Below are 20527 nucleotides of genomic sequence, written 5' to 3'. Positions count from 1 at the left end.
CTATAAAAAAGAAATGGCTAACTATCACGAAATGTCTATTTCTACATCAAACAGTTTAACAAAAATGACTATGATACATGAATTTTTCTTCGGCTTTTTCGCTTTTCTCGTTGCAATCATTAAGTTAGCTATCGTTATATTAACATTTACAAACGTTATATCTATTAGTATAGGTGGTTTAGTTGCGTTGGTTACTTATGTCGATAGGATTTATACACCTATTGCTATCTTCAATGTGATTTTTGTCCAGTATCATTTGGATAAGGTTACATATCAACGATTACAAGATTTTTATGATACTTCAAATGATGAAGGCCTCTTCAGCGAAGGAGAACCTATACAACCCATAGCAACTATCAGTTTGCACAAGTTAAATTTAACTATTCAAAATAAACGAATATTGAAAGATTTCAATTTAGAATTAGAGAAAGACAAAATTTATGGACTTGTTGGAGAAAGTGGAGCTGGGAAGTCTTCTTTAATGAAAGTTATTTTAGGATTATTCAAACCCACGGAAGGAGATATTTTGGTGAATCATAAGGATCTATCTTCGTATAATTTGAATGAATACTACGATCATATTTTTTATCTCTCACAAGATGCTCCTATTTTTCAGGGAACATTAAAAGAAAATATTGTTTTTGACAAAAATATACCAGACATTCAAGTAATAGAGGCACTAGAGAAATGCCAATTAAGCCATTTTTATCATTCACTTGAAGAAGGATTAGATACACGAATTGGTGAAAAAGGTTCTAATATTTCTGGTGGAGAGAAGCAGCGTATTGCGTTTGCAAGATTGTACTTTTCTAATGCAGAGATAATAGTGATAGATGAGGCTACTTCAGCATTGGATGAGTCAACCGAGGAAAGGTTGCTCAAAGAAGTAGTGAAATTATTTAAGAATAGGATCGTACTTATGATTACCCACCGTCCGAAAAATCTAGAAATTGTAGATGAAGTAATCGAACTTAGTAATAGTGACAAAATCAGATAAGTGATTTCCTCGTATACAGAGTAAATAGAAGAACTACGTATACTTATGGGCAATAAGAACTGAATATGAGATAAGTTGAGAATTAGCCCAACGTATTTCTGGTTAGCTTTAATAACTCGGGCGATTTGCTAGGCATCTATAATGAATACTTTTTGCTAGAGTATGAACAAAAAAACAACGTCCCACGAACGTTGTTTTGAGAAAGCCACTTGACGGGCTTGAACCGTCGACCTCATCCTTACCATGGATGCGCTCTACCAACTGAGCTAAAGCGGCTTGTTATTTAACACAAGATATAGGATACCCGAAAGCGTGCAGTTTGTCAATTCAATTTTTTGGCTCTCATGAGAATTCTTATAAAAAAGTTGAAGGACAATAATTAGAAGTGAAAAGTACAGTTTTTACTTGCCAATGTATTGGAATATTTGCTATATTACAGGTAGATTCTTCCGGCATAGCTCAGTTGGTAGTAGCGCATGACTGTTAATCATGATGTCGTAGGTTCGAGTCCTACTGCCGGAGTCATAAATAAAGCTACCCATCCTTGTAAAGATATGGGTGACGTGAAGCCCCCTGAAATTCAGGGGGTTTTGCTATATGGTTAGAGTCAACCTCTGTCTCTATTGCGACCACGGATCTGTGAGAAAGAAGTAGGTAGTGACTTTAAAACGGAGTTTCTGCATTTGTCCGCCTTTTTAAGCTATTTGATAGATACTCATCTCGTTTGTTGTTTGTTGGGAATTTTAGTTGGAACCTGGCGTAAGCAATCACTTCATTAAGAGAGCTTTTTATAAAAGGTCAATGAAAGAGTTAGGCTGTGGAAATAGGGGAGATGCTGAATGGACAACATCAATACTTTTACAAGCAGAAAAGAATTTCGAGATTGGCTCCAAGAACATTGTAAATCCAGTGAGGGGATTTGGCTTTTCATGGGGAAAACCGGGGGTCCTAAGACGATAAAAGCGCAAGAAGCGCTTGAAGAGGCCCTCTGTTTTGGTTGGATCGACGGTGTCATGCAAAAGATTGATGATAAAACGTATAAGAAGTACTTTGCGAGGCGCAGAAAGAACAGCAAGTGGTCAGAAAAAAACAAAGCGTTAGCTGAAACGTTGGAAAGCCAAGGCCGAATGACCGAGTATGGTCGAAGAAAAATAGCAGAGGCTAAAGAAAACGGTCAATGGGATGCGGCTCGATCGGTGGTGATCTCAGAGGAACAAATCCTCGGGTTATCGCGTTTATTAATGGATTATGAGCCAGCTTATACAAATTTTCAAGGGATGTCTCCCTCTGTTCAAAAGACCTATACCCGGGCGTATTATGAGGCAAAAACTGCTGCTGGACGTGAGAAGCGGCTGTCTTGGATGGTCGAGCGTCTGGCAAAGAATCTGAAACCAATGTAACGATGTTTGACTGCACTACCAGCTGCGATCACTATCTAAGAGACACAAACAACAAAGCGAAGCGACTCTGGCAATTTCTACTAATTGTCCAGAGTCGCTTCGCTTGTTTTCTATTCCGTATCTTTTTTATTGAAGTTTTTGCTGCAATGTCTCATAGAGTTTGATGGTCTTAGAGGCATCTTTGTTTGTATAGTAGATGGTGGTGTCGGCTGTAGAAATCCGAAGAATTGGGTGCGATCGTTTGTCCATGAATAGTTTTGCAGATTGGCCATCTATTTTAAAATTACCTGTTAAGTAATGATCGGTTGCCATCCCCATGGTGCGGATCCTTGGTTTTGGAAGTGTGTCAACAAGTGCGGCTGTTTCGATTTTATCCAGCGGAATCGTTTGGCTGCTAGTTAATGGAGCATCGAAACGTACGGATTGGCCTGTCAGTTCTCCACTTATCGCATCAGAATTGAAATCCAATTGGTATAAGGGAACGATAGAGACGACCATGAGCGAGACCAGCAAAATTCCTGTACCGATTGCGAACCCTTTCCCGCTTTTTTTACCTAAATTGATGCCGATATTCATCCCTACACGATCAGGAACAAATAAGCGAGGATCTGATGGATTGATGTATACGCCATATCGCCAATAGCGATCTTCATCATAAAAGCGTTGTTCAGTAGATGCCAATAATTGATCTTGTTTTTTTCGTAAGTGCAGCAATGTCCCGATAGGCACAACCAGCAGGATTATTAGTAACAAGACAAAAAGAACCGCAGATAATTTTCCAACTAACCCCGTCAACTGACTCGAGAGCAATGGAACAAAAAATAATGACAGTGTGACCGTGCTCATTAAGACGACCATGAGGGACCAATAGAACTTCGTTAAATCATTGAATTGTTGATTGATTTGAAAATCCTTCGTCAATGGACGCACCGGTAAGCGACGAATCACTTGCCACAAATAGAGGAAGAGCAAAAAAATCAAGCAGTTGATGAGACTAAGTAACCAACCCGGTCCGTTTTCGGCATTGGGAAAATAGAAGAGACCAACAATTATCAATACCAATGAAGGCAGAAAACTGACTAATGGCAGCAGCTTTCTATTTTTCTGCTGAATCAATTTAGTATCTACCAAAACAGGATCGATAGGGAGTTGCCATTTTTTGTTAGCAATGAGTTGATGCATCTTGCCAATGTAATGGATTTGCAAGAGATAGCTGGAACCTAGAATCAAAAACAAGAACAGCCAAAATAAGGTGATAGTGATAGAGTCATATAAATTGAACAAAAAAATCAGACTTGCTACACTTGAGATACCGACAAATTGGAAAATACGGCGGCGGTACTCAGCGATTAGTGCTAGGACCTCCGGATGCTCCAGATGATCAGGAGATAATGTGTTTTCCAGCAAGACGTTTTTGTGAGGCTTACTGAGTAGATTCATTGTAAAAGCGAAGGACAAAATCATAACGAGGTTAATGACAAAGAGAATATAATTCATTTCAACACGTCCCTTTCAGAAAACTGTTCTAAACATTGCTGGATATCCGCAAGAATGGCGGCTTTGCTTTTTCCGTGAATCAGTGCTGCTGCCACTTGCAGGTGCAGCTGTTGCTGATAGTGTTCCTCTTCCGAGGGGGTAAAACTGCGAGGAGTCGCTACAGCAGTTCCTTTGCGACGATCGGTAATCAGCAATCCGTCCTCTTTCAATGAATTATATGCTTTAGAAATGGTCATGGTATTAATGCCAATCTCTTCTGCAAGTTGACGGACAGAGGGCAGCAATTCGCCGACAGCTAATTCTCCCTTTGCGATTCCGAGAATGATTTGGTCGCGTAATTGTTGATAGATGGGAATATTACTTTGAGGTTCGATTTCAAATTGCATAAGCATTCTCTCCTTTGTATTATCTATATTAATACAAATACAAAACATGTGCAAGATGTTCTAAGGTCTTCTGCTGACAATTGATAATACAGGCTTCTAGTTCATTTGCAAGAAATTCAAAACAGAGAAAAAGATAACAAATTGACATTTTTTCGTTGTTATTTTGCAATCACTTTGTCATCCTAGTGACGAAATTCTAGGGTATGCTTTTATTCAGAAAAATAAAGGAGGAGACATTATGAGCCATTCCCAGCGAAGGGCTTACTTTGATAACGCAAAATTTTTATTGATGATTTTGGTGGTTTTTAGCCACTTATTGCAGCCATTTATTGGTGATCACAAAGTTTATCATGATCTGTACTATTTTATTTTTACCTTCCATATGCCAGCATTTGTCTTTTTAGCGGGTTACTTTGCAAAACCGCCAACAGAAGGTGCGCGAGTTCGAAATCTGATCAAGAAATTTCTGCTGCCCTATGTTTTCTTTCAAATTTTCTATACCATTTATTACTGGCTGATTGGTCTTGAAGAGTCCGTAACGATTCAATTACTCCACCCGCAATGGGCACTGTGGTTCTTGCTTAGTATGTTCTTTTGGCAGCTTTCGCTGGTTCTTTTTCAGAAAATGTCTGCGAGAAAAGCCATCTTGCTTAGTGTGCTGCTTAGTATTTTCGCCGGCTATCTGCCCTTCCTTGATCAAGTTCTAACACTGCAACGGACATTTGTCTTTCTACCATTTTTTATCATTGGTTTTTATTTTCCCAAAAATGAGATGCAGTTTTTACAAGGGACACGTATGAAAAAAATCAGTTTGCTTTTTTTACCGATCATCTACTTATTTATCGCATATTTCCATGGAATGAATAAGTATATGGTCTTTGGTTCAAAGCCTTATGAAGATTATCTCAGCTATCCGTTGTTCGGTGGGCCATTAAGGGGCGTATTCTTTGTGATTGGCTTGCTGGGTATCTTGGGCTTTTTGCGACTTGTCCCACGGCAACAACTGTTTTTTACTAAATGGGGCAAGAACACACTATTAGTTTATTTGCTGCAAGGAATCTTTATCAAAGGACTGCGAGCATTAGCCATCACTGAATTGGATCTGTCTTTGCTAGGGTTTATGACGTTGATCGTTGCTAGTGTCTTGTTGACGATTTTATTAGCCAGTCGGCCTGTTCGTCAGTTCTATGGTCGCTTTGAAGAAGGGATTTCTTTTGTCCTGCTGGGCTTAGGTATCTTCATGATTGCCAACTGAATCTAAATGGAATGCCGCTTTAGCAAGTTTGGATCAACCAGACTTTTGCTGAGGCGGTTGTTATTTGATTTGGACAAGAGTAAAATGAAGGGAAGAAAGTGAAAGGATGGAGAGATATGTCAGAAATTTCCAAAAATACTACTGAAAAATTTGCTGAAGCATATCAGCAAAACAGCAAGCAAAATGCCTTGCAAAGAGGAGTCGTAAAAAACGGGATCACAGCTTCAGCAGAAACAATCGAAGGCCACGTTAACAACGTACCGGTCTTTTCTGTTGATGTAACGACGGGAAAAGTAGCAAACCAAAAACAATCAGGCCGCTGCTGGATGTTTGCAGCATTGAACACATTCCGTCACAAAATGTTGACAGCCTTTAATTTGAAGGATTTTGAATTGTCACAGAACCATACTTTTTTCTGGGATAAATATGAAAAAGCCAACTATTTTTATGAAAATGTTTTGGCCACAGCACAAGAGCCTTTATCTAGCCGTAAGGTTGCCTTCTTATTGCAAACACCTCAACAAGATGGTGGGCAATGGGATATGATCGTGTCGATCTTCCAAAAATATGGGGTCGTGCCAAAAACAGTGATGCCAGAAAGCAGCAATTCCTCTAATTCTCGTGACTTAAACAATTACTTGAACAAAAAATTGCGCAAAGATGCTGGGACATTGCGCCAATTGGTGGCGGATGGACAATCTGAAGCAGCTATTCAAGAAGCAAAAGAAGGGATGCTACAAGAAATCTACAATTTCTTAGCAACTTCCTTGGGAACACCGCCAGAAACCTTTGATTTTGAATACCGTGATGAAGAAAAAAATTATCATATCGATCGTGGACTAACACCGCAAACATTCTATGACAAGTATGTAGGGGTAAATCTGGACGATTATGTGAGCATCATCAATGCACCAACTGCTGACAAACCTTACAACAAATCCTATACGGTAGAAATGCTGGGGAATGTTGTTGGCGGTAAAGAAGTGAAGTATTTGAATGTGGATATGGCGACATTCAAAAAATTGGCAATCGCGCAATTAGAGCAAGGTGAATCTGTTTGGTTTGGTTGTGATGTTGGTCAATCTTCGACTCGTGATTCTGGAATCATGGCATTGGATGCGTATGATATGAATGACTTATTCGATATCGATTTCACGATGACGAAAGCTCAACGCTTAGACTATGGTGAAAGTCTAATGACCCATGCGATGGTCTTGACGGGTGTGGATATCGTTGATGGCAAATCAACAAAATGGAAAGTCGAAAACAGTTGGGGAGAAAAAGTCGGCACCAATGGATTTTTTGTGATGAGTGACGAATGGATGGATGAATACACCTATCAAATCGTTGTTCGCAAAGAATTTTTGACCGCAGAACAACTCGCTGCTTTTGAAGCAGAACCACAAGTCTTAGCACCATGGGATCCAATGGGGGCTTTGGCTTAATCAGGTAGTGTCTAGCTATGACCGCATTTTAAGAAACAAAAGCCGCAAGTAAAGTCCTACAGGAATTTTTTCATGTAGACCAATTTATTTGTGGGATCGTTTCTTTGCTGCGCTGTCATAGCTTTTTTTGCTAAATCTGCGGTCGCAAATAGTCAAATTTGAAACTTAATGATTGTAAGATCGCCATTCTTTCTATAAAATGAAACAGTCACTAATGATGCCACACGTCTCATTAGAGTGAACTGTTGAAGAATGGTCACTGGGAACCTTTACTTCCACTGACAGACCTTGTCATTTTGCTTAATGTTAAAGGAGGAGACTAATGACAAATCTGTTGATAGTTATTGTTGTACTTATTTTTGCGGCTCTTATTTATGGGTTCTACCTCATGCAAAAGCGTCATGTGAAATTCTCAACCCGAGTGTTTGCAGCGCTGTTTGTTGGTATTCTTTTTGGTGGAATCTTGCAAGTGATTTTTGGCACTGGCTCTAAAGTGATCACCCAATCACTGGATTGGATCACAATGGTGGGAAATGGTTATGTCGCACTGCTGCAAATGCTAATCATGCCTTTAGTGTTTGTTTCGATCGTCGGCGCATTTACCAAGATGAAAGAAAGCGAAAAGATCAAAAAAATCAGCTTTACTGTGTTGGCGACTTTGTTGGGCACGACAGCAATCGCTGCTCTCATCGGGATTGTAATGGTCATGTTGTTTGGGTTAGATGGGGCAAGCTTTACTGAAGGTGCAGCAGAAACCGCACGGATCGCTGAGTTGGCTGAACGTTCCACGCAAGTTCAAGACTTGTCGCTGCCACAGCAAATCGTATCCTTTATTCCGAAAAATGTATTTGCGGATCTAGCAGGGACCCGTTCAACGAGTACGATCGGGGTCGTGATTTTCTCTGCATTTGTGGGAATTGCCTACTTAGGAGTGAAGAAAAAAGCACCGAAAGAAGCGCAGACTTTTGCTGATCTGATGGATAGCTTGTACAAAATCGTGATGCGCATCGTTACTCTTGTGTTACGCTTGACCCCTTATGGCGTGTTAGCCTTGATGACCAATGTTTTAGCATCAAGTGATTTTGAAGCAATCCTTAATCTTGGGAAATTTATCATCGCTTCTTACGCTGCATTGATCGTTGTTTTGCTGGTTCATTCCTTATTGCTGATAAGTGTGAAGGTCAATCCCATCACTTATTTCAAAAAGGCTTTTCCAGTATTGAGTTTTGCATTTACCTCTCGTTCAAGTGCTGGTGCACTCCCGTTGAATATCGAAACGCAAACAAAGGCGCTAGGTGTCGATGAAGCCACCGCCAATTTTGCCGGGAGCTTCGGGTTGTCCATCGGTCAAAATGGCTGTGCTGGTGTCTATCCGGCTATGTTGGCCACGATCGTAGCACCAACAGTAGGAATCAATGTCTTTGATTGGCAATTTATCTTGCTGTTAGTAGCTATCGTCACTATCAGTTCTTTTGGAGTTGCTGGTGTTGGTGGCGGAGCAACCTTTGCTTCATTGATCGTTTTAGGATCAATGAATTTGCCAATTGCAATCGTTGGACTTGTCATTTCAGTTGAGCCACTGATCGATATGGCTCGGACACTGGTGAATGTCAGTGACAGCATGGTAGCCGGTGTGGTGACCAGCAGTCGTATCCACGAACTGGATCGCACCACTCTTGAAAGTCAGACAGCAGTGATTGATGTCGACTAATCAGCAAAGTCATATGAAATAAGCGAAAACAGAATTCTTGAAAGACTGCGTGTGGTCTTTCTTTTTTTTGGCCAAATCGCCAATTATCTTTTTATTTTCTAATGGCTTTTACGTAGTTCTCTCAACAGATGAGAGAAGAATAAAGAAATATTCACCGCTTTTTTCATGGGTTTCTGCTATACTTTTTATATACAGGTGCAAGGAGGGACCAAGATGACACAACTGATTCAATTAGAAAATGCAGCAAATGTCAGAGAATTAGGCGGGTATAAAACCGCTTCAGGAAAGACCGTCAAGCGAAAAAAACTGATTCGTAGCGCCGCAATCAATGAATTGTCTGAGACCGATCAAGCAACATTGAGCAACTACGGCATCAATCAAATCATTGATTTTCGTTCTTATGAAGAAGCCCAAGCGCAGCCAGATCAGCCGATTCGTCATGCACAACAGTTCTTTTTGCCAATTTTTAGGGAAGATGAAACAATGGTTTCCTTGTCTCCAGACACATTGAAACAACAGCTGGCAGACGGGAACGATGCAGAAGTTCAGATGAAGAAAGTCTATCGTCATTTTGTGGAAAGTCCGCATGCACGAAAGCAGTATCGCCAATTTTTTGACTTGGTAATAGAAAATGCGGAAGCAGGAGCCACCTTGTTTCATTGTACGGCAGGAAAAGATCGGACAGGTTTTGGCGCGTTTCTGCTCTTATCCTTGCTAGATGTGGATCAGGAAACGATCAAGCAAGACTATTTGGCCACTAATCGTTACCTGGGACCGTTTTTGAAAGAAAAATTCGCACCGATGAAGCAGCAAATGCCCCCAGAGATCCTTGATGCCATCGCCACATTGATGAGCGCCAAAGAAAGTTTTCTTGATGAAAGTTTAGCGACCATCGAAAAGGAATTTGGTACGGTGGATCAGTATTTAAAAGAAGGACTGGCAATTACCAAAGACGAAAAAGAGTATTTTCACGCCCACTTTACCGAGTAAAGGATGTGTCCAATATGAATCAGGAAATGCTTGCCCAGTTGGGTTTATCAGGAACATTGACGCCAATCGGCGGTGGGGACGTGAACCAGACGTTTCGACTCCGAACAGGAGAGCAGCAATTTTTCTTGAAGTATCATCCGGGGGTATCCCAGCAGTTTTTTCAAGCAGAAGCGACAGGACTAGCACAATTACGACCTTATGTCCGCGTGCCTGCCGTTTATCAGTATGGGGATAACGAACATGGCGCCTACCTTTTGCTGGAATGGATTGATGTAGGTGAAGGCAATCAAGAGATGATAGCCACTGCACTAGCGGAGCTCCATCGACAAACCAGCACAACTTTCGGGTTTGAACAGGACAATTTTATTGGCTTATTGCCACAAGTGAATCCTGTCACTGAAGATTGGGTGAGTTTTTATACTACCTGCCGATTAGATGTTCAGGTAGAATTGGCGAAGTTAGGAAATCGTTGGAACCCACAGCGAGAAGAAAGGTATCTCAAGCTCAAAGAAACGCTGTATCGAGAGTGGTCTGGACGAACTGTTCAACCTTCTTTATTGCATGGTGATTTTTGGCGGGGCAATGTACTGTTTGATCAAAGGGGCGAACCGGTTTTTATTGATCCGGCTGTTTCCTTTGGTGATCGGGAACTTGATCTGGCGATGGCGCAATTGTTCGGCGGATTCCGACCGGAATTTTTCCAACGTTATCAACAAGTCTTCCCTTTGGAAAAGGACTGGCAAGGGCGAGTTCCTGTGTATCAGTTGTATTATTTATTGGTTCATTTGAACCTATTCGGTGAAAGTTACGGCAACAATGTAGATGAGATTTTGAGTAGACAGTAGGAGGCATTTGGCAAGATGGTAGCAAAGTATCAAAAAGAACATGAAGTCGCTTATTACGAGTGTGATATCAATCAGACAATGACGTTTCCAGCAATGTTAGGGGTGGCGATCAAAGTATCCGAAGAGCAAAGTGCACGATTGGACCGTGGGCCAGAATATATCCATTCCTTTGGCTTGACATGGATCATCACCACCTATCATATAACGGTCCAGCGGTTGCCGATGGTCGGAGAACAGATCATGGTCTCAACACAGGCAAAAGAGTACAATAAATATTTTTGCTACCGCTATTTTTGGCTGCATGACGCCCAAGGAAATGAATTAGTGAAGATCGAGTCGGTGTTTGCATTGATGGATCTGGCGACTCGCAAAGTCAGCAGTGTTCCAGATGAGATCGTCACACCGTTTGAAAGTGAAAAAATCAAGCGTATCAAGCGTTACCCTAAAATCGATTCTCCGAAAAAGGAGCAATTTCTTCCTTATCGGGTTCGGTTTTATGACATCGACAGCAATCAGCACGTCAACAATGCGATGTACTTTAATTGGCTGTTGGATGTCTTAGGCTATGAATTTTTGACGACTCATCAGGTGCAGGAAATAACGATTCGTTTTGATCGGGAAGTCGAGTATGGCAACTTGGTAGAAAGTCACTATGAAATAGTGGAAAATGAGGACAGTTTAGAAACACTCCATGAAATCAAAATCGAAGAGACGACCTATTGCGAAGCTGCAATGAAGTGGCAAAAACGTCCAAAAAAATAATCAGTTCAAAAAAACGCACCTCTACTCGTTAGTAATTGACCTGCTCGTAAAGAGATCAATTACTAAAAACAAGTGAAGGTGCGGTCTTTTTTTGTTTCTAACATAAAAGGGGGTCAGTGTTCCATAAAGTCGTGTAATTCAGCTAATGGCAACCCGCGATTTTTGGCGATCAGCAGTTTGATGCGGGCTTTTTGGCTATTGATGCTATTGCAAAAAATCACTCCCAGCTCCTGCAACTCTTTTCCGCCACCAGGGTAGCCATAGACGGGTTCGGCAATACCGTTGAAACAGCGGGAGACAAGTACGACTGGAATTTGTTTTGCCAGTAGTTTTTTTAGCGGCGGTAGGGTTTGGGGTGGCAAGTTGCCAGCGCCGAGAGCCTCAATGACTAAGCCATCGATATTGGATTCTGCCAGCGCCTCAAAAAGCTCCCCGTGCATGCCGGCATAAGCTTTAACGATCGGAATCAAACCATCGACCCGATCGACATCCAATTGACGGCTGTCCAATAATTCCTGCATGAATAATATGCGATTTTTGGTGACTAAGCCAATCGGACCTAGGGTTGGTGTGCGGAAAGTCGCCACATTGGTGGTATGGGTTTTTGTGACATAACGAGCAGAATGGATCTCATCATTCATCACCACCAGCACCCCTTTTTTTTGGGCATCCTCACATTTGGCGACACGGATGGCACTTTCAAAATTATACAAGCCATCACTACCCACCTCATTGCTGGAGCGCATGGCACCGGTCACGACGATAGGCAGTTGATTGCCAATCGTTGTATCTAGGAAAAAGGCCGTTTCTTCCAACGTATCGGTTCCATGAGTGACCACTACACCATCGATCCCACTTAAATGGGCCAATTGGATGCGTTCTTTGATTTGCAGCATTTGCTCAGGCGCAATGTGAGGACTAGGTAGATTAAAGATATCTTCAACGATTAGTTCCACGTCGTCATCGATATGGATAGGGGCGTCCATCAATGGGTTAATGACATCTGGGCTGACTCCGCCAGTCAGGACATCTTCTTTCATGGCGATGGTACCGCCTGTATGCAAAACGAGGATTTTTTTCATTTTCGTCACCTCAAAGATTATTTTACTCATAACTCCAAAACTATTGTATACTAATCAAATAAGAAAACAAGCAAGGTGAGGAAAAATGATTCGAATTGGTTGTACGACATTTAGTGAACACGGTTCTATTGTTCAAAGAAAAACATCAAAACTTTTTGAATATGCCAGTGTCTTTCCTGTGGTTGAACTGGATACGTCTTATCATTATCTGCCCAAAGAGAAGGATGTACGGAATTGGCTGACACAAGTGCCGGATAATTTCCGTTTTATTCTTAAAGTGCATCAAAGCGTAACGACACAAGGTGATCTGCCCCAAGGGATGTCGATGGCCGAGGCATTGGCCGCTTTCAAGCAAGCCATTCAGCCAATGGTGTCTGCTGGTCGCTTGTATTGTTTGCTGGCACAATTCCCAAATCAGTTTAAATGTACCAAAGAAAACGTGGCCTATTTAGACGAAGTACGTCAGTGGTTTGCAGACTATCCAGTAGCGATCGAGCTGCGGGATAATAGCTGGTATCAACCGGAATTTTGTTCTTCGATGCAAGCCTATATGCACAAGCAAAAATTCTCGCTTGTCATTGTCGATGAGCCTAAGAAACTATCCACTACCGTTCCTTTAATGCCCCTTGTGACCAATCCGGCATTTGCCTTGTGTCGTTTCCATGGCAGAAATGATGTGGGCTGGACCGCTACTGGACCGGATGCCAAAAAGAAACGGACACTCTACCGTTACAATGAGAAAGAGTTAAGTGAATTACGTCAAGCAGTCGAAAAAGCAGCAGCGAAAGCGCAAGAAGTTGCTGTCATTTTTAACAACAATGCTGGTGGTGATGCAGCGGACAACGCGTTAGCCTTGATCAAAGCCATGGACATTGATTATCAGCAACTGAATCCTAGCCAATTAGAGCTATTTTGAGGAGTTATATGATTAAAGCAATTTTTTTTGATATTGATGGCACATTGATTGCGAATAATGGAAAAGCAATGGCAAGTACCCGAGCGGCAATCGAAGAAGCCAGAAAACAAGGGGGTTTATGTGGAGTGGCCACCGGTCGTGGACCGGTGGAATTAGAAAAGGTCATTGATTATCTGGATCTGGATATGTTTGTCACCTATAATGGGCAGCTTGTCTATACGAAACAAAACTTGATTTATGCCAAGCCTTTTTCCAAGAAAATACTCGAAGAAATCGTTGCCTATGCCGATGAAAATTATCGACAGGTAATGTTTGGGGGAGAAACCAAAGTAGCCGGCAGCTTGACGATTCGTTTAAGCCAATCACCAGTGATGCAGCGCTATCTGCGATTCGTCCCAAAGAAGTTTCCCGTTGGGGTGCTCAAAAAATTGCTCCAGCGTTTTAGCCCGAATCGCAATGCCAAACGGTATCAATCGTTGGATATTTTGCGAGAACCGATCTATCAATGCATTATGCTGAGTCCAGAATCAGAAAAAGCAAAGCTAAAGCAAAAACTGCCTTCCTGTGATTTTCAACGATCCAATGCCTATTCAGTGGATATCGTTCCCAAGAAAGGCTCAAAGTTGAAGGGAATCCATGAATTTTTGGCATATGAAGGGATCGCGATTGAAGAAGCGATGGCTTTTGGCGATCATGAAAACGATAGGGAGATGCTGAAAGGGATCGGTGTGGGTGTTGCGATGGGCAATGCACAGCAAGCCACAAAGGATGTGGCGGATTATGTCACTTTGTCCAATAATCAGGATGGGATCGCACAGGCACTGAGACACTATGGCATCATTGACGAACTATGAAAAAAATCACAACTGCGAAGTTGAACGATGGAGGAAAATCATGAGTCCTTTTGAAATGACAGAAGAATTTCATCAAACCTTTGATCCAACACGTCCGGAGCAACCACGGCCATTTACACCAGAAAAGGCCAGTTTCCGCGCAGGGTTCAAAGTAGAAGAATTAGTTGAGTTTTTGTATGCAGCTGCCAATAATGATTCGGAAATGTTTGAGCAGTCAGTGGCAGCTCTTCATCAAGGAATCGAGCAAGCAAAAGAAAAAATCACAAGCAAAGAAAAGCCGGTGACCGATACGTTAGTCGAGCAAGTCGATGCGTTATGTGATCTTTTGTACTTTACTTATGGCTCCTTTTCATTATTAGGGGTAGATCCGGCACCGATTTTAGCCATCGTTCATGAAGCCAACATGGGGAAACTTTTCCCCGATGGCCAGCCTCATTATCATCCAGTGACACATAAAGTCATGAAACCTGCAGATTGGGAAGAACGCTTTGCGCCAGAGCCCCGTATCAAGGCAGAAATTGAACGACAGATCGCCGCGAAAAAAGAGCGTTGACTTGTCAATGAGCAACTACTAAAAAAAGATGTCCTTGCACAAGTGCAAAGGACATCTTTTTTTAGCTGCCGGTTTTCCGGCATTTTTTCATTGTCTGAATAGTATTAATCAAAAAAGGTGTAATACAAGGTGCGCACAGCGGCTTTCTCTTGCTCTTTGTGGATACCGAACATAATGCTGACTTCGGAAGAACCTTGGTTGATCATTTCCAAGTTGATATTTTTACGGGCTAAAGCGGCAGTACTGTCCGCTGTGATCCCTACCCGTTGACGCATTCCTTCACCTACGACCACCACCATCGACAAGTCGTGGGTCATGCGCAATTCATCCGGATCGATTTCATAGGCGATTTTACGCAACAATTCTTCTTCCAGAATAGGGTTTAATTGATTGGCTCGCATAATGATGGAAATATCATCGATTCCAGAAGGCATATGCTCATAGTTCAAGTCAAACTCTTTGAATATTTCGAGAACGCGTAAAGTAAAACCAACTTCTCGGTTCATCAAATATTTGCGGATATAGATCATACAAAAGCCTTCATCACTGGCAACACCGACAACTGGTCGTGTTAGATTGTCCCGTTGGTTAGTGATCATCGTCCCTGGGTGGGTGGGGTTATTGGTATTCTTGATTACCACTGGAATCTTGGCCCGATAAGAAGGCATCAGCGCCTCATCATGCAAGACGGTAAAGCCGGCATAAGAAAGTTCCCGCATTTCTCGGTAAGTCAGTTCTTTGATAGGTTCCGGATGATGGACATAGCCAGGATGAGCCGAAAAGATACCATCAACATCGGTAAAGTTTTCATAAAGTGTCGCATTGACGCCGGCTGCTACTAACGCACCAGAGATATCTGATCCTCCCCGAGAGAAGGTGCAGATTTCACTGGTCTCGGTATAGCCGAAAAATCCTGGGATCACTAAAATTTCTTCTGTGTTGGCCCAAGCCTTGATTTTTGTGTAAGATGCAGGCAAAATCCGGGCATTTTGAGGTTCATCAGAGACTAAGATCCCCAGTTCCTCCGGATTTAAATAACGGGCTGCTAGTCCTGAACGCTGTAAGATCCCAGCAATCAGACGGGCGTTATTGTCTTCTCCGCTGGCTAAGATCTTGTCGTAAAAATGAGGATCATTCGTAGACAATGTCAAAAACTGCTGCAGAGCAGTTTGAATCTCTGCCAATATTTCCGGTGCCACTTGAAAAGGTGCGGCGATGGCCGCATAGCGTGCATAAATTTCTGCTAATAAAGGACGGACATCTTGAGAAGCAATCAGTCCTTCACAGGTGGCTAATAAGAGATCGGTCACTTTGGTATCAGCTGCGTTACGTTTGCCTGGCGCAGAAACAACAACAAAGCGACGTTGCGGATCTGCTTGGATAATATCAACTACTTTTTGCACTTGCTCGGCTGAAGCAAGTGAACTACCACCAAATTTTGCTACTTTCATCTTCCATTACTCCTGTTCAAGCTTTTTTCTAGAGTACAGTTTCAAATGTGAGAAATCAAGGTATTTCTTAAAAAAGGCGCCAAAAAAATAGTGGAATCCGTTTTTGATTCCGGCTCTTGCAAAGGAATTTGGCGGGGATTTGTTAAAAAAAGAACGGAAAATTTTACGAAGTCGCAAAAAAGTCAATCTTTTTTGCCACAATTTAATGCTTGATTTTTTTCTTTATGCTATAATCTAGCGTAGATGCTTTTTTTGAAAAGGGACAGATGGGTCCTTTTATTTGAGATACCTTACATACCCAAAAACGGATCTGTGAAACTGCGGATTTCATACGAAAAGTGTAGATTTGAAAATTGGAGGAGCCATAAAATGGGAACAAATATCATCTTTGGAATCGTTATTGCCATTGTCGTCATCGCGGCGATCTTATATGCGATCGGTTACTTTATGCGAAAGAAAAATCAGGAAAAACTGGATGTCTTAGAGAAACGTAAAGAGAACCTGTTTGATTTGCCGGTCATTGAAGAAGTCGATGAAGTGAAAAAAATGCACTTGGTGGGTCAAAGCCAAAACACATTCCGAGAATGGAACCAACAATGGACTGATATTTCCACCTCCTCATTCGCGGAACTGGAAAGCCAAATCTTTGAAGTCGAAGAGTTGAACGAACGGATTCGCTTTTTCAAAGCCAAGACAGCGATCGAACAAGCCGAAGCAACCATGGATGATATGGAGCGTCAAGTCGAAGAGATCCGCGCCGGCTTGAAAGAACTTCGTGAAAGTGAAGAACGCAATTCCTTGGAAGTCCAAAAAGCATTGGATGTTTATGAAGACTTGAAGAAAAACTTGCGGGAACACGGGGATGAATTTGGTCCAGCATATAACGAATTGCAAAAGCAAATCAAAAATATCGAGATCGAATTCACACAATTTGTTACCCTTAATACTTCTGGTGATCCTGTAGAAGCTCGGGAAGTTTTAGAACAAGCAGAGCAGCATACCTATGAAGTCGAAGATTTAATGAAACGAATCCCAGCAGCTTACGAAGAGTTGAATCGTACATTCCCTGATCAATTAAAAGAAATCCAAGATGGATACAAGAAATTATTAGAGCAAAAATATGTCTTCCCTGAAGTCAACTTCCAAGAAGATATCAACCGCGTGAAAAAACGGGTCGAAAATTCAATGAACGACTTGGCAAAAACAGAAGTTGCTTCCGTTGAAGTCGCGAACCGTGATACAGCCAGCGACATCGATGCTTTGTATACCGTGATGGAACGTGAAATCAATGCCAAGAAGTATGTCCTTAAAAATCGCCAAGTGATCGTTGATTACATTGATCACGCAACGAAGAACAATCGTCAGTTGTTGATCGAGTTGGATCACACTGCACAAAGCTATACATTGAATCACAATGAATTAGGCCGAGTACGCGGTTTCCAAACAGAAGTCGATGAATTGGCTCGCCGCAACAATGACTACTTACCGCAATTGGAAAAACATGAGATTCCTTATTCTGAAGTGCAAAGTTTTTATAAAGATGCTTACAAGATCTTAGATGATGTGGAAGCACAACAAGTCGAGATCGATGAAGCGTTAAGTGATCTACGCCGTGGTGAAAAAGTCGCGCAAGAGAAAGTCGAAAACTTCGAATTTCGTTTACGTAACCTAAAACGGTTTGTTGAAAAACAACGGTTACCAGGTTTACCTGGTGAATACTTGGAATTCTTCTTTGTGGCAACAGATCGAGTCGAAGAACTAGGCAAGGAATTGAACAAAATCCGCATCAATATGCAAGAAATCAATAAGTTGGTTTCTGTTTGTGAAGAAGACTTAGACATTCTCGATGAACAAACGAAAGATTTGGTGGATGCTGCCGCATTAACGGAACAAATGATGCAATACGCTAACCGTTACCGTCATTCACACGCAGACATCAAAGCAGCGATCGATAAGAGCCTGTATCTTTTCACGCATGAGTATCGTTACCAAGATGCATTGGATGAAATCGGGACCGCGTTGGAACGGGTAGAACCCGGTGCCTTCAAACGAATCGAAAACTTCTATTTCAAAAATCGTGACTTAGTATAATCAAAAGCCAGCAGTGAAATACTGTCTGGCTTTTTTATTTGCACCAGGCATGGCAACTAACTAAGAGGAGAAAGTCCACTGCGAGGGAAGACTGGTTCGTGAAAGTAGTAGTATACCGTATTGGAAATCCGATGGAGCGATATAAAAAATTCTCTACTCGCTGTAACACCTTTTGAAAAAATTGATTATAATCATGCACTGTAGGATGATTTTTTGTCTTGATACTCCCACCGTCGCCACCGTTTACGGGGCAACAAAAAAAGGAAAGACAAGCTTTCCGGTTTCGGCGTTTATGTAGTTTTTTCAGCGGTGTCATGGTATAATAAATATGTAAAGAGGAGTTGCGACAACAACTCCCCTTAGACAGCACCGATTAAAGAACGGTGGCGAGTATAACTATATCAAAAAGAAATAGCTAGTCTCCGGCTAAAGTGACGGCTATTTCTTTTTGTCGTTTATAAGCAACTTGACAACCAGACTGATCAAAGCAATGGTAAACATACCAAAGCCAAGGATGGTCTGAATTGTTTCGTATGCAGACAAAAGGCGTCTCCTTTCATAAGATATTGGAAGCACGCTCATACGCACCACCTCACTTTCAATGGATAGCCACCGTCGATTAAACTTTACTGTCACAAACAATTATATCATATGAACCAGTTTGATTCCTTAACGTTAAAGGAATTGAACTGGTTTTTTGCTTGCTGCTAACTAATTATGCTCGTAAGGGGAGATTACTTGGTGTGATCGGACGAAATCAAACACGTTCTTATGACAACCTGCAAGGAATATCATGAAAAAAAACAGAGAACAGAGACTATTTAATATGGGATGTACTTGATGATCTAGCTAGAGGGCTGAAGCCAAAGACTGATCCAAAATCCAATCATCTGATGACTTATTTACGAAGCTACTACTGCTTATGTAAGTAAACGGAAGATGAAAGTGAAAAACAAGAGATACTGGAGAAAATGAAAGAGGTTGTTTTCTCACAACTCGATCAGCAGCTATCGATTTAGCGAGAATAAAGACGCAAACAAATTCTATCATTATGATAGAATTAAATAAAAATACAAGGAAGCGACTATAATAGTCAAAATCAAAGAAGAAAACGGGCAATTTATAGTTTATATAAAAGAGGAGATAGTTGGGAGTTTTTAGACTAAAGACGAAGATTAGGCATTAGCGGACGAACAAACAAAATATCCTGAAGAGAAGTGGGGTGATAATAGCAAAAGGAGTATCTAAAATGACGCCTGAAATTATCTATTTGACCGTTAATGAAGTGCTAGACGTACTGATAGACTCCTGTAGCTGATACATTAATGGCAAAAAGAAGGACCGTTAGATAATAATGGCCCGACGGATGGCTTCAAGGAATTGATGAAAGCTGCAGGCTATCATTTATGTTATACCTACTCTAATGACCGAGAATGTAATCTTGGTTGATTGAAAGAAAGCAGGCGTCATTAAATGATAAAGAAAACGGCAATCTTATTTTATAGATAGTAAGAGAACTAGAGAATGGACAGTTATTGTGATGAATCATTATTCAAAAGAGTTAGTCGGATTTTTAAAGGAAGACGCTACAGCTGATAATTTGCACTTTACGCAAAAGAAGAGTTAGGTATTTTTACAGAGACTGAAGCAAATGAACTCATTGATTCAATCAACGAGTTGAAAGACGATGAAAACACGATTCATAATGGTCACAAAAAAATGGCATTGAAGAGTGGTTTTCTGGAACACTTTTAGGCGGGAACAATGATTGATTGCTCTAGCTGATAACTTATTTGCCAATCTGGATTTCTGTGAGTTTGAGGAGGGGAAGCGATACTACATTTCTCCTTTGGAAATATTCTCTGGAGTAGCTGATGCAGGTTACAAGCTTGCGAGAAATGCAATTTATAAGACTCAATTTCTATTAAAGAAAGGTGGACAAAATGACAGTTAACTTCATAAAGATGAATGATAAATATAAACAAGGAGTTATAAATATTTTTAATTATTATATCGAAACAACAACATCCGCATATAGAGAGCAAACTGTTAACGATGATTTTTTTACGAATTTTTGTGAAAGCAGCGATACTTCTTGTAGTTTTGCTGTTGAAAATGATGAGGGCGATTTAGTCGGATTTTGCTTATTAGAAAAGTATATACCCCTAAATACCTTTTCAAAAGCAGCTGAAATTATGTATTTTATTCATCCAGAACATACTGGTAAAGGAATTGGTACGCTTGCTTTAAGAAGGCTAGAAATTGAAGCAAAAAAAAGAAATATTACTAGAT

Annotated in this window: 18 protein-coding genes, 2 tRNA genes and 1 pseudogene; 15 read left to right on the top strand and 6 right to left on the bottom strand. The window is 41.2% G+C overall.

Going from position 1 to position 20527, the window contains the following annotated elements; genetic code table 11:
* The coding region (locus tag Q0A12_RS04240) for an ABC transporter ATP-binding protein (RefSeq protein ID WP_291291430.1) at nucleotides 1-997 on the top strand (997 nt) is incomplete at its 5' end.
* A 203-nt stretch (nucleotides 998-1200) separates the two neighbouring features.
* On the opposite strand, the gene Q0A12_RS04235 is transcribed toward Q0A12_RS04240, so the two are convergent.
* Nucleotides 1201-1273, bottom strand: a tRNA-Thr gene (locus Q0A12_RS04235).
* A 172-nt stretch (nucleotides 1274-1445) separates the two neighbouring features.
* On the opposite strand from Q0A12_RS04235, the gene Q0A12_RS04230 reads away from it, so the two are divergent.
* Nucleotides 1446-1519: transfer RNA gene (locus tag Q0A12_RS04230), tRNA-Asn, on the top strand.
* Between the two features lie 317 nt (nucleotides 1520-1836).
* Complete coding sequence (locus tag Q0A12_RS04225) at nucleotides 1837-2397, top strand: YdeI/OmpD-associated family protein (protein WP_291291429.1); 561 nt, start codon at nucleotides 1837-1839, stop codon at nucleotides 2395-2397.
* Nucleotides 2398-2523: 126 nt separating this feature from the next.
* On the opposite strand, the gene Q0A12_RS04220 is transcribed toward Q0A12_RS04225, so the two are convergent.
* On the bottom strand, nucleotides 2524-3894 hold the full coding sequence (locus tag Q0A12_RS04220) for a PH domain-containing protein (RefSeq protein WP_291291428.1): 1371 nt from the start codon (nucleotides 3892-3894) through the stop codon (nucleotides 2524-2526).
* Nucleotides 3891-4280: a GntR family transcriptional regulator gene (locus Q0A12_RS04215; protein WP_291291427.1), complete on the bottom strand. Its 390-nt coding sequence runs from the start codon at nucleotides 4278-4280 to the stop codon at nucleotides 3891-3893. Before Q0A12_RS04215 ends, Q0A12_RS04220 begins: the two co-directional genes overlap by 4 nt.
* Before the next feature lie 238 nt (nucleotides 4281-4518).
* Here Q0A12_RS04215 and Q0A12_RS04210 point away from each other — a divergent pair, with 238 nt between their 5' ends.
* The 6 genes from Q0A12_RS04210 (at nucleotide 4519) to Q0A12_RS04185 (ending at nucleotide 11288) form a co-directional block, all read left to right on the top strand.
* Complete coding sequence (locus Q0A12_RS04210) at nucleotides 4519-5535, top strand: acyltransferase family protein (protein WP_291291426.1); 1017 nt, start codon at nucleotides 4519-4521, stop codon at nucleotides 5533-5535.
* A gap of 116 nt (nucleotides 5536-5651) precedes the next feature.
* The gene (locus Q0A12_RS04205) at nucleotides 5652-6980 is read left to right on the top strand and encodes a C1 family peptidase (RefSeq protein WP_291291425.1); all 1329 of its coding nucleotides are present in this window, start codon (nucleotides 5652-5654) and stop codon (nucleotides 6978-6980) included.
* Between the two features lie 322 nt (nucleotides 6981-7302).
* Nucleotides 7303-8691 (top strand): L-cystine transporter, encoded by a 1389-nt coding sequence (locus Q0A12_RS04200; protein WP_291291424.1) that lies wholly within the window; start codon nucleotides 7303-7305, stop codon nucleotides 8689-8691.
* A gap of 213 nt (nucleotides 8692-8904) precedes the next feature.
* On the top strand, nucleotides 8905-9681 hold the full coding sequence (locus Q0A12_RS04195; RefSeq protein ID WP_291291423.1) for a tyrosine-protein phosphatase: 777 nt from the start codon (nucleotides 8905-8907) through the stop codon (nucleotides 9679-9681).
* Between the two features lie 14 nt (nucleotides 9682-9695).
* On the top strand, nucleotides 9696-10526 hold the full coding sequence (locus Q0A12_RS04190) for a fructosamine kinase family protein (RefSeq protein WP_291291422.1): 831 nt from the start codon (nucleotides 9696-9698) through the stop codon (nucleotides 10524-10526).
* A gap of 15 nt (nucleotides 10527-10541) precedes the next feature.
* Complete coding sequence (locus Q0A12_RS04185) at nucleotides 10542-11288, top strand: acyl-ACP thioesterase domain-containing protein (RefSeq protein WP_291291421.1); 747 nt, start codon at nucleotides 10542-10544, stop codon at nucleotides 11286-11288.
* A gap of 113 nt (nucleotides 11289-11401) precedes the next feature.
* Here the strand turns inward: Q0A12_RS04185 and Q0A12_RS04180 are convergent, their stop codons facing one another.
* Nucleotides 11402-12370, bottom strand: a complete 969-nt coding sequence (locus tag Q0A12_RS04180) for an asparaginase (protein WP_291291420.1) — start codon at nucleotides 12368-12370, stop codon at nucleotides 11402-11404.
* An 85-nt stretch (nucleotides 12371-12455) separates the two neighbouring features.
* Here Q0A12_RS04180 and Q0A12_RS04175 point away from each other — a divergent pair, with 85 nt between their 5' ends.
* The 3 genes from Q0A12_RS04175 to Q0A12_RS04165 are packed head-to-tail and all read left to right on the top strand — an operon-like array spanning nucleotide 12456 to nucleotide 14693.
* Entirely contained in the window at nucleotides 12456-13286 is an 831-nt protein-coding gene (locus Q0A12_RS04175) for a DUF72 domain-containing protein (protein ID WP_291291419.1), read from the top strand.
* A gap of 8 nt (nucleotides 13287-13294) precedes the next feature.
* Nucleotides 13295-14140, top strand: coding sequence for a Cof-type HAD-IIB family hydrolase (locus Q0A12_RS04170; RefSeq protein ID WP_291291418.1), 846 nt, complete (start codon nucleotides 13295-13297; stop codon nucleotides 14138-14140).
* A 40-nt stretch (nucleotides 14141-14180) separates the two neighbouring features.
* Nucleotides 14181-14693: an HAD family hydrolase gene (locus Q0A12_RS04165; protein WP_291291417.1), complete on the top strand. Its 513-nt coding sequence runs from the start codon at nucleotides 14181-14183 to the stop codon at nucleotides 14691-14693.
* A gap of 104 nt (nucleotides 14694-14797) precedes the next feature.
* Here Q0A12_RS04165 and Q0A12_RS04160 read toward each other — a convergent pair whose 3' ends face one another.
* Nucleotides 14798-16144, bottom strand: a complete 1347-nt coding sequence (locus Q0A12_RS04160; RefSeq protein WP_291291416.1) for an aspartate kinase — start codon at nucleotides 16142-16144, stop codon at nucleotides 14798-14800.
* Between the two features lie 369 nt (nucleotides 16145-16513).
* Here Q0A12_RS04160 and ezrA point away from each other — a divergent pair, with 369 nt between their 5' ends.
* Complete coding sequence (ezrA, locus tag Q0A12_RS04155; protein ID WP_291291415.1) at nucleotides 16514-18235, top strand: septation ring formation regulator EzrA; 1722 nt, start codon at nucleotides 16514-16516, stop codon at nucleotides 18233-18235.
* 438 nt (nucleotides 18236-18673) lie between these two features.
* Here ezrA and pepG1 read toward each other — a convergent pair whose 3' ends face one another.
* Nucleotides 18674-18817, bottom strand: a complete 144-nt coding sequence (gene pepG1 / locus Q0A12_RS04150) for a type I toxin-antitoxin system toxin PepG1 (RefSeq protein WP_291291414.1) — start codon at nucleotides 18815-18817, stop codon at nucleotides 18674-18676.
* 125 nt (nucleotides 18818-18942) lie between these two features.
* Here pepG1 and Q0A12_RS04145 point away from each other — a divergent pair.
* Nucleotides 18943-19023 (top strand): annotated as a pseudogene (locus tag Q0A12_RS04145) (single-stranded DNA-binding protein); the annotation flags it as partial.
* Between the two features lie 1155 nt (nucleotides 19024-20178).
* The coding region (locus Q0A12_RS04140; protein WP_291291413.1) for a GNAT family N-acetyltransferase at nucleotides 20179-20527 on the top strand (349 nt) is incomplete at its 3' end.

Origin of the sequence: Enterococcus sp., assembly GCF_022711995.1 — a bacterium.
GTDB lineage: Bacteria > Bacillota > Bacilli > Lactobacillales > Enterococcaceae > Enterococcus_D.
This window is presented reverse-complemented; position numbering and strand designations above follow the sequence as displayed.

Excerpts from the sequence above, each read along its gene's own strand:
- Q0A12_RS04205 (WP_291291425.1), top strand. The coding sequence starts at position 5,652 with ATGTCAGAAATTTCCAAAAATACTACTGAAAAATTTGCTGAAGCATAT.
- ezrA (WP_291291415.1), top strand. The coding sequence starts at position 16,514 with ATGGGAACAAATATCATCTTTGGAATCGTTATTGCCATTGTCGTCATC.
- Q0A12_RS04160 (WP_291291416.1), bottom strand. The coding sequence starts at position 16,144 with ATGAAAGTAGCAAAATTTGGTGGTAGTTCACTTGCTTCAGCCGAGCAA.
- pepG1 (WP_291291414.1), bottom strand. The coding sequence starts at position 18,817 with ATGAGCGTGCTTCCAATATCTTATGAAAGGAGACGCCTTTTGTCTGCA.
- Q0A12_RS04225 (WP_291291429.1), top strand. The coding sequence starts at position 1,837 with ATGGACAACATCAATACTTTTACAAGCAGAAAAGAATTTCGAGATTGG.
- Q0A12_RS04185 (WP_291291421.1), top strand. The coding sequence starts at position 10,542 with ATGGTAGCAAAGTATCAAAAAGAACATGAAGTCGCTTATTACGAGTGT.
- Q0A12_RS04195 (WP_291291423.1), top strand. The coding sequence starts at position 8,905 with ATGACACAACTGATTCAATTAGAAAATGCAGCAAATGTCAGAGAATTA.
- Q0A12_RS04200 (WP_291291424.1), top strand. The coding sequence starts at position 7,303 with ATGACAAATCTGTTGATAGTTATTGTTGTACTTATTTTTGCGGCTCTT.
- Q0A12_RS04175 (WP_291291419.1), top strand. The coding sequence starts at position 12,456 with ATGATTCGAATTGGTTGTACGACATTTAGTGAACACGGTTCTATTGTT.
- Q0A12_RS04190 (WP_291291422.1), top strand. The coding sequence starts at position 9,696 with ATGAATCAGGAAATGCTTGCCCAGTTGGGTTTATCAGGAACATTGACG.
- Q0A12_RS04170 (WP_291291418.1), top strand. The coding sequence starts at position 13,295 with ATGATTAAAGCAATTTTTTTTGATATTGATGGCACATTGATTGCGAAT.
- Q0A12_RS04215 (WP_291291427.1), bottom strand. The coding sequence starts at position 4,280 with ATGCAATTTGAAATCGAACCTCAAAGTAATATTCCCATCTATCAACAA.
- Q0A12_RS04210 (WP_291291426.1), top strand. The coding sequence starts at position 4,519 with ATGAGCCATTCCCAGCGAAGGGCTTACTTTGATAACGCAAAATTTTTA.
- Q0A12_RS04220 (WP_291291428.1), bottom strand. The coding sequence starts at position 3,894 with ATGAATTATATTCTCTTTGTCATTAACCTCGTTATGATTTTGTCCTTC.
- Q0A12_RS04180 (WP_291291420.1), bottom strand. The coding sequence starts at position 12,370 with ATGAAAAAAATCCTCGTTTTGCATACAGGCGGTACCATCGCCATGAAA.
- Q0A12_RS04165 (WP_291291417.1), top strand. The coding sequence starts at position 14,181 with ATGAGTCCTTTTGAAATGACAGAAGAATTTCATCAAACCTTTGATCCA.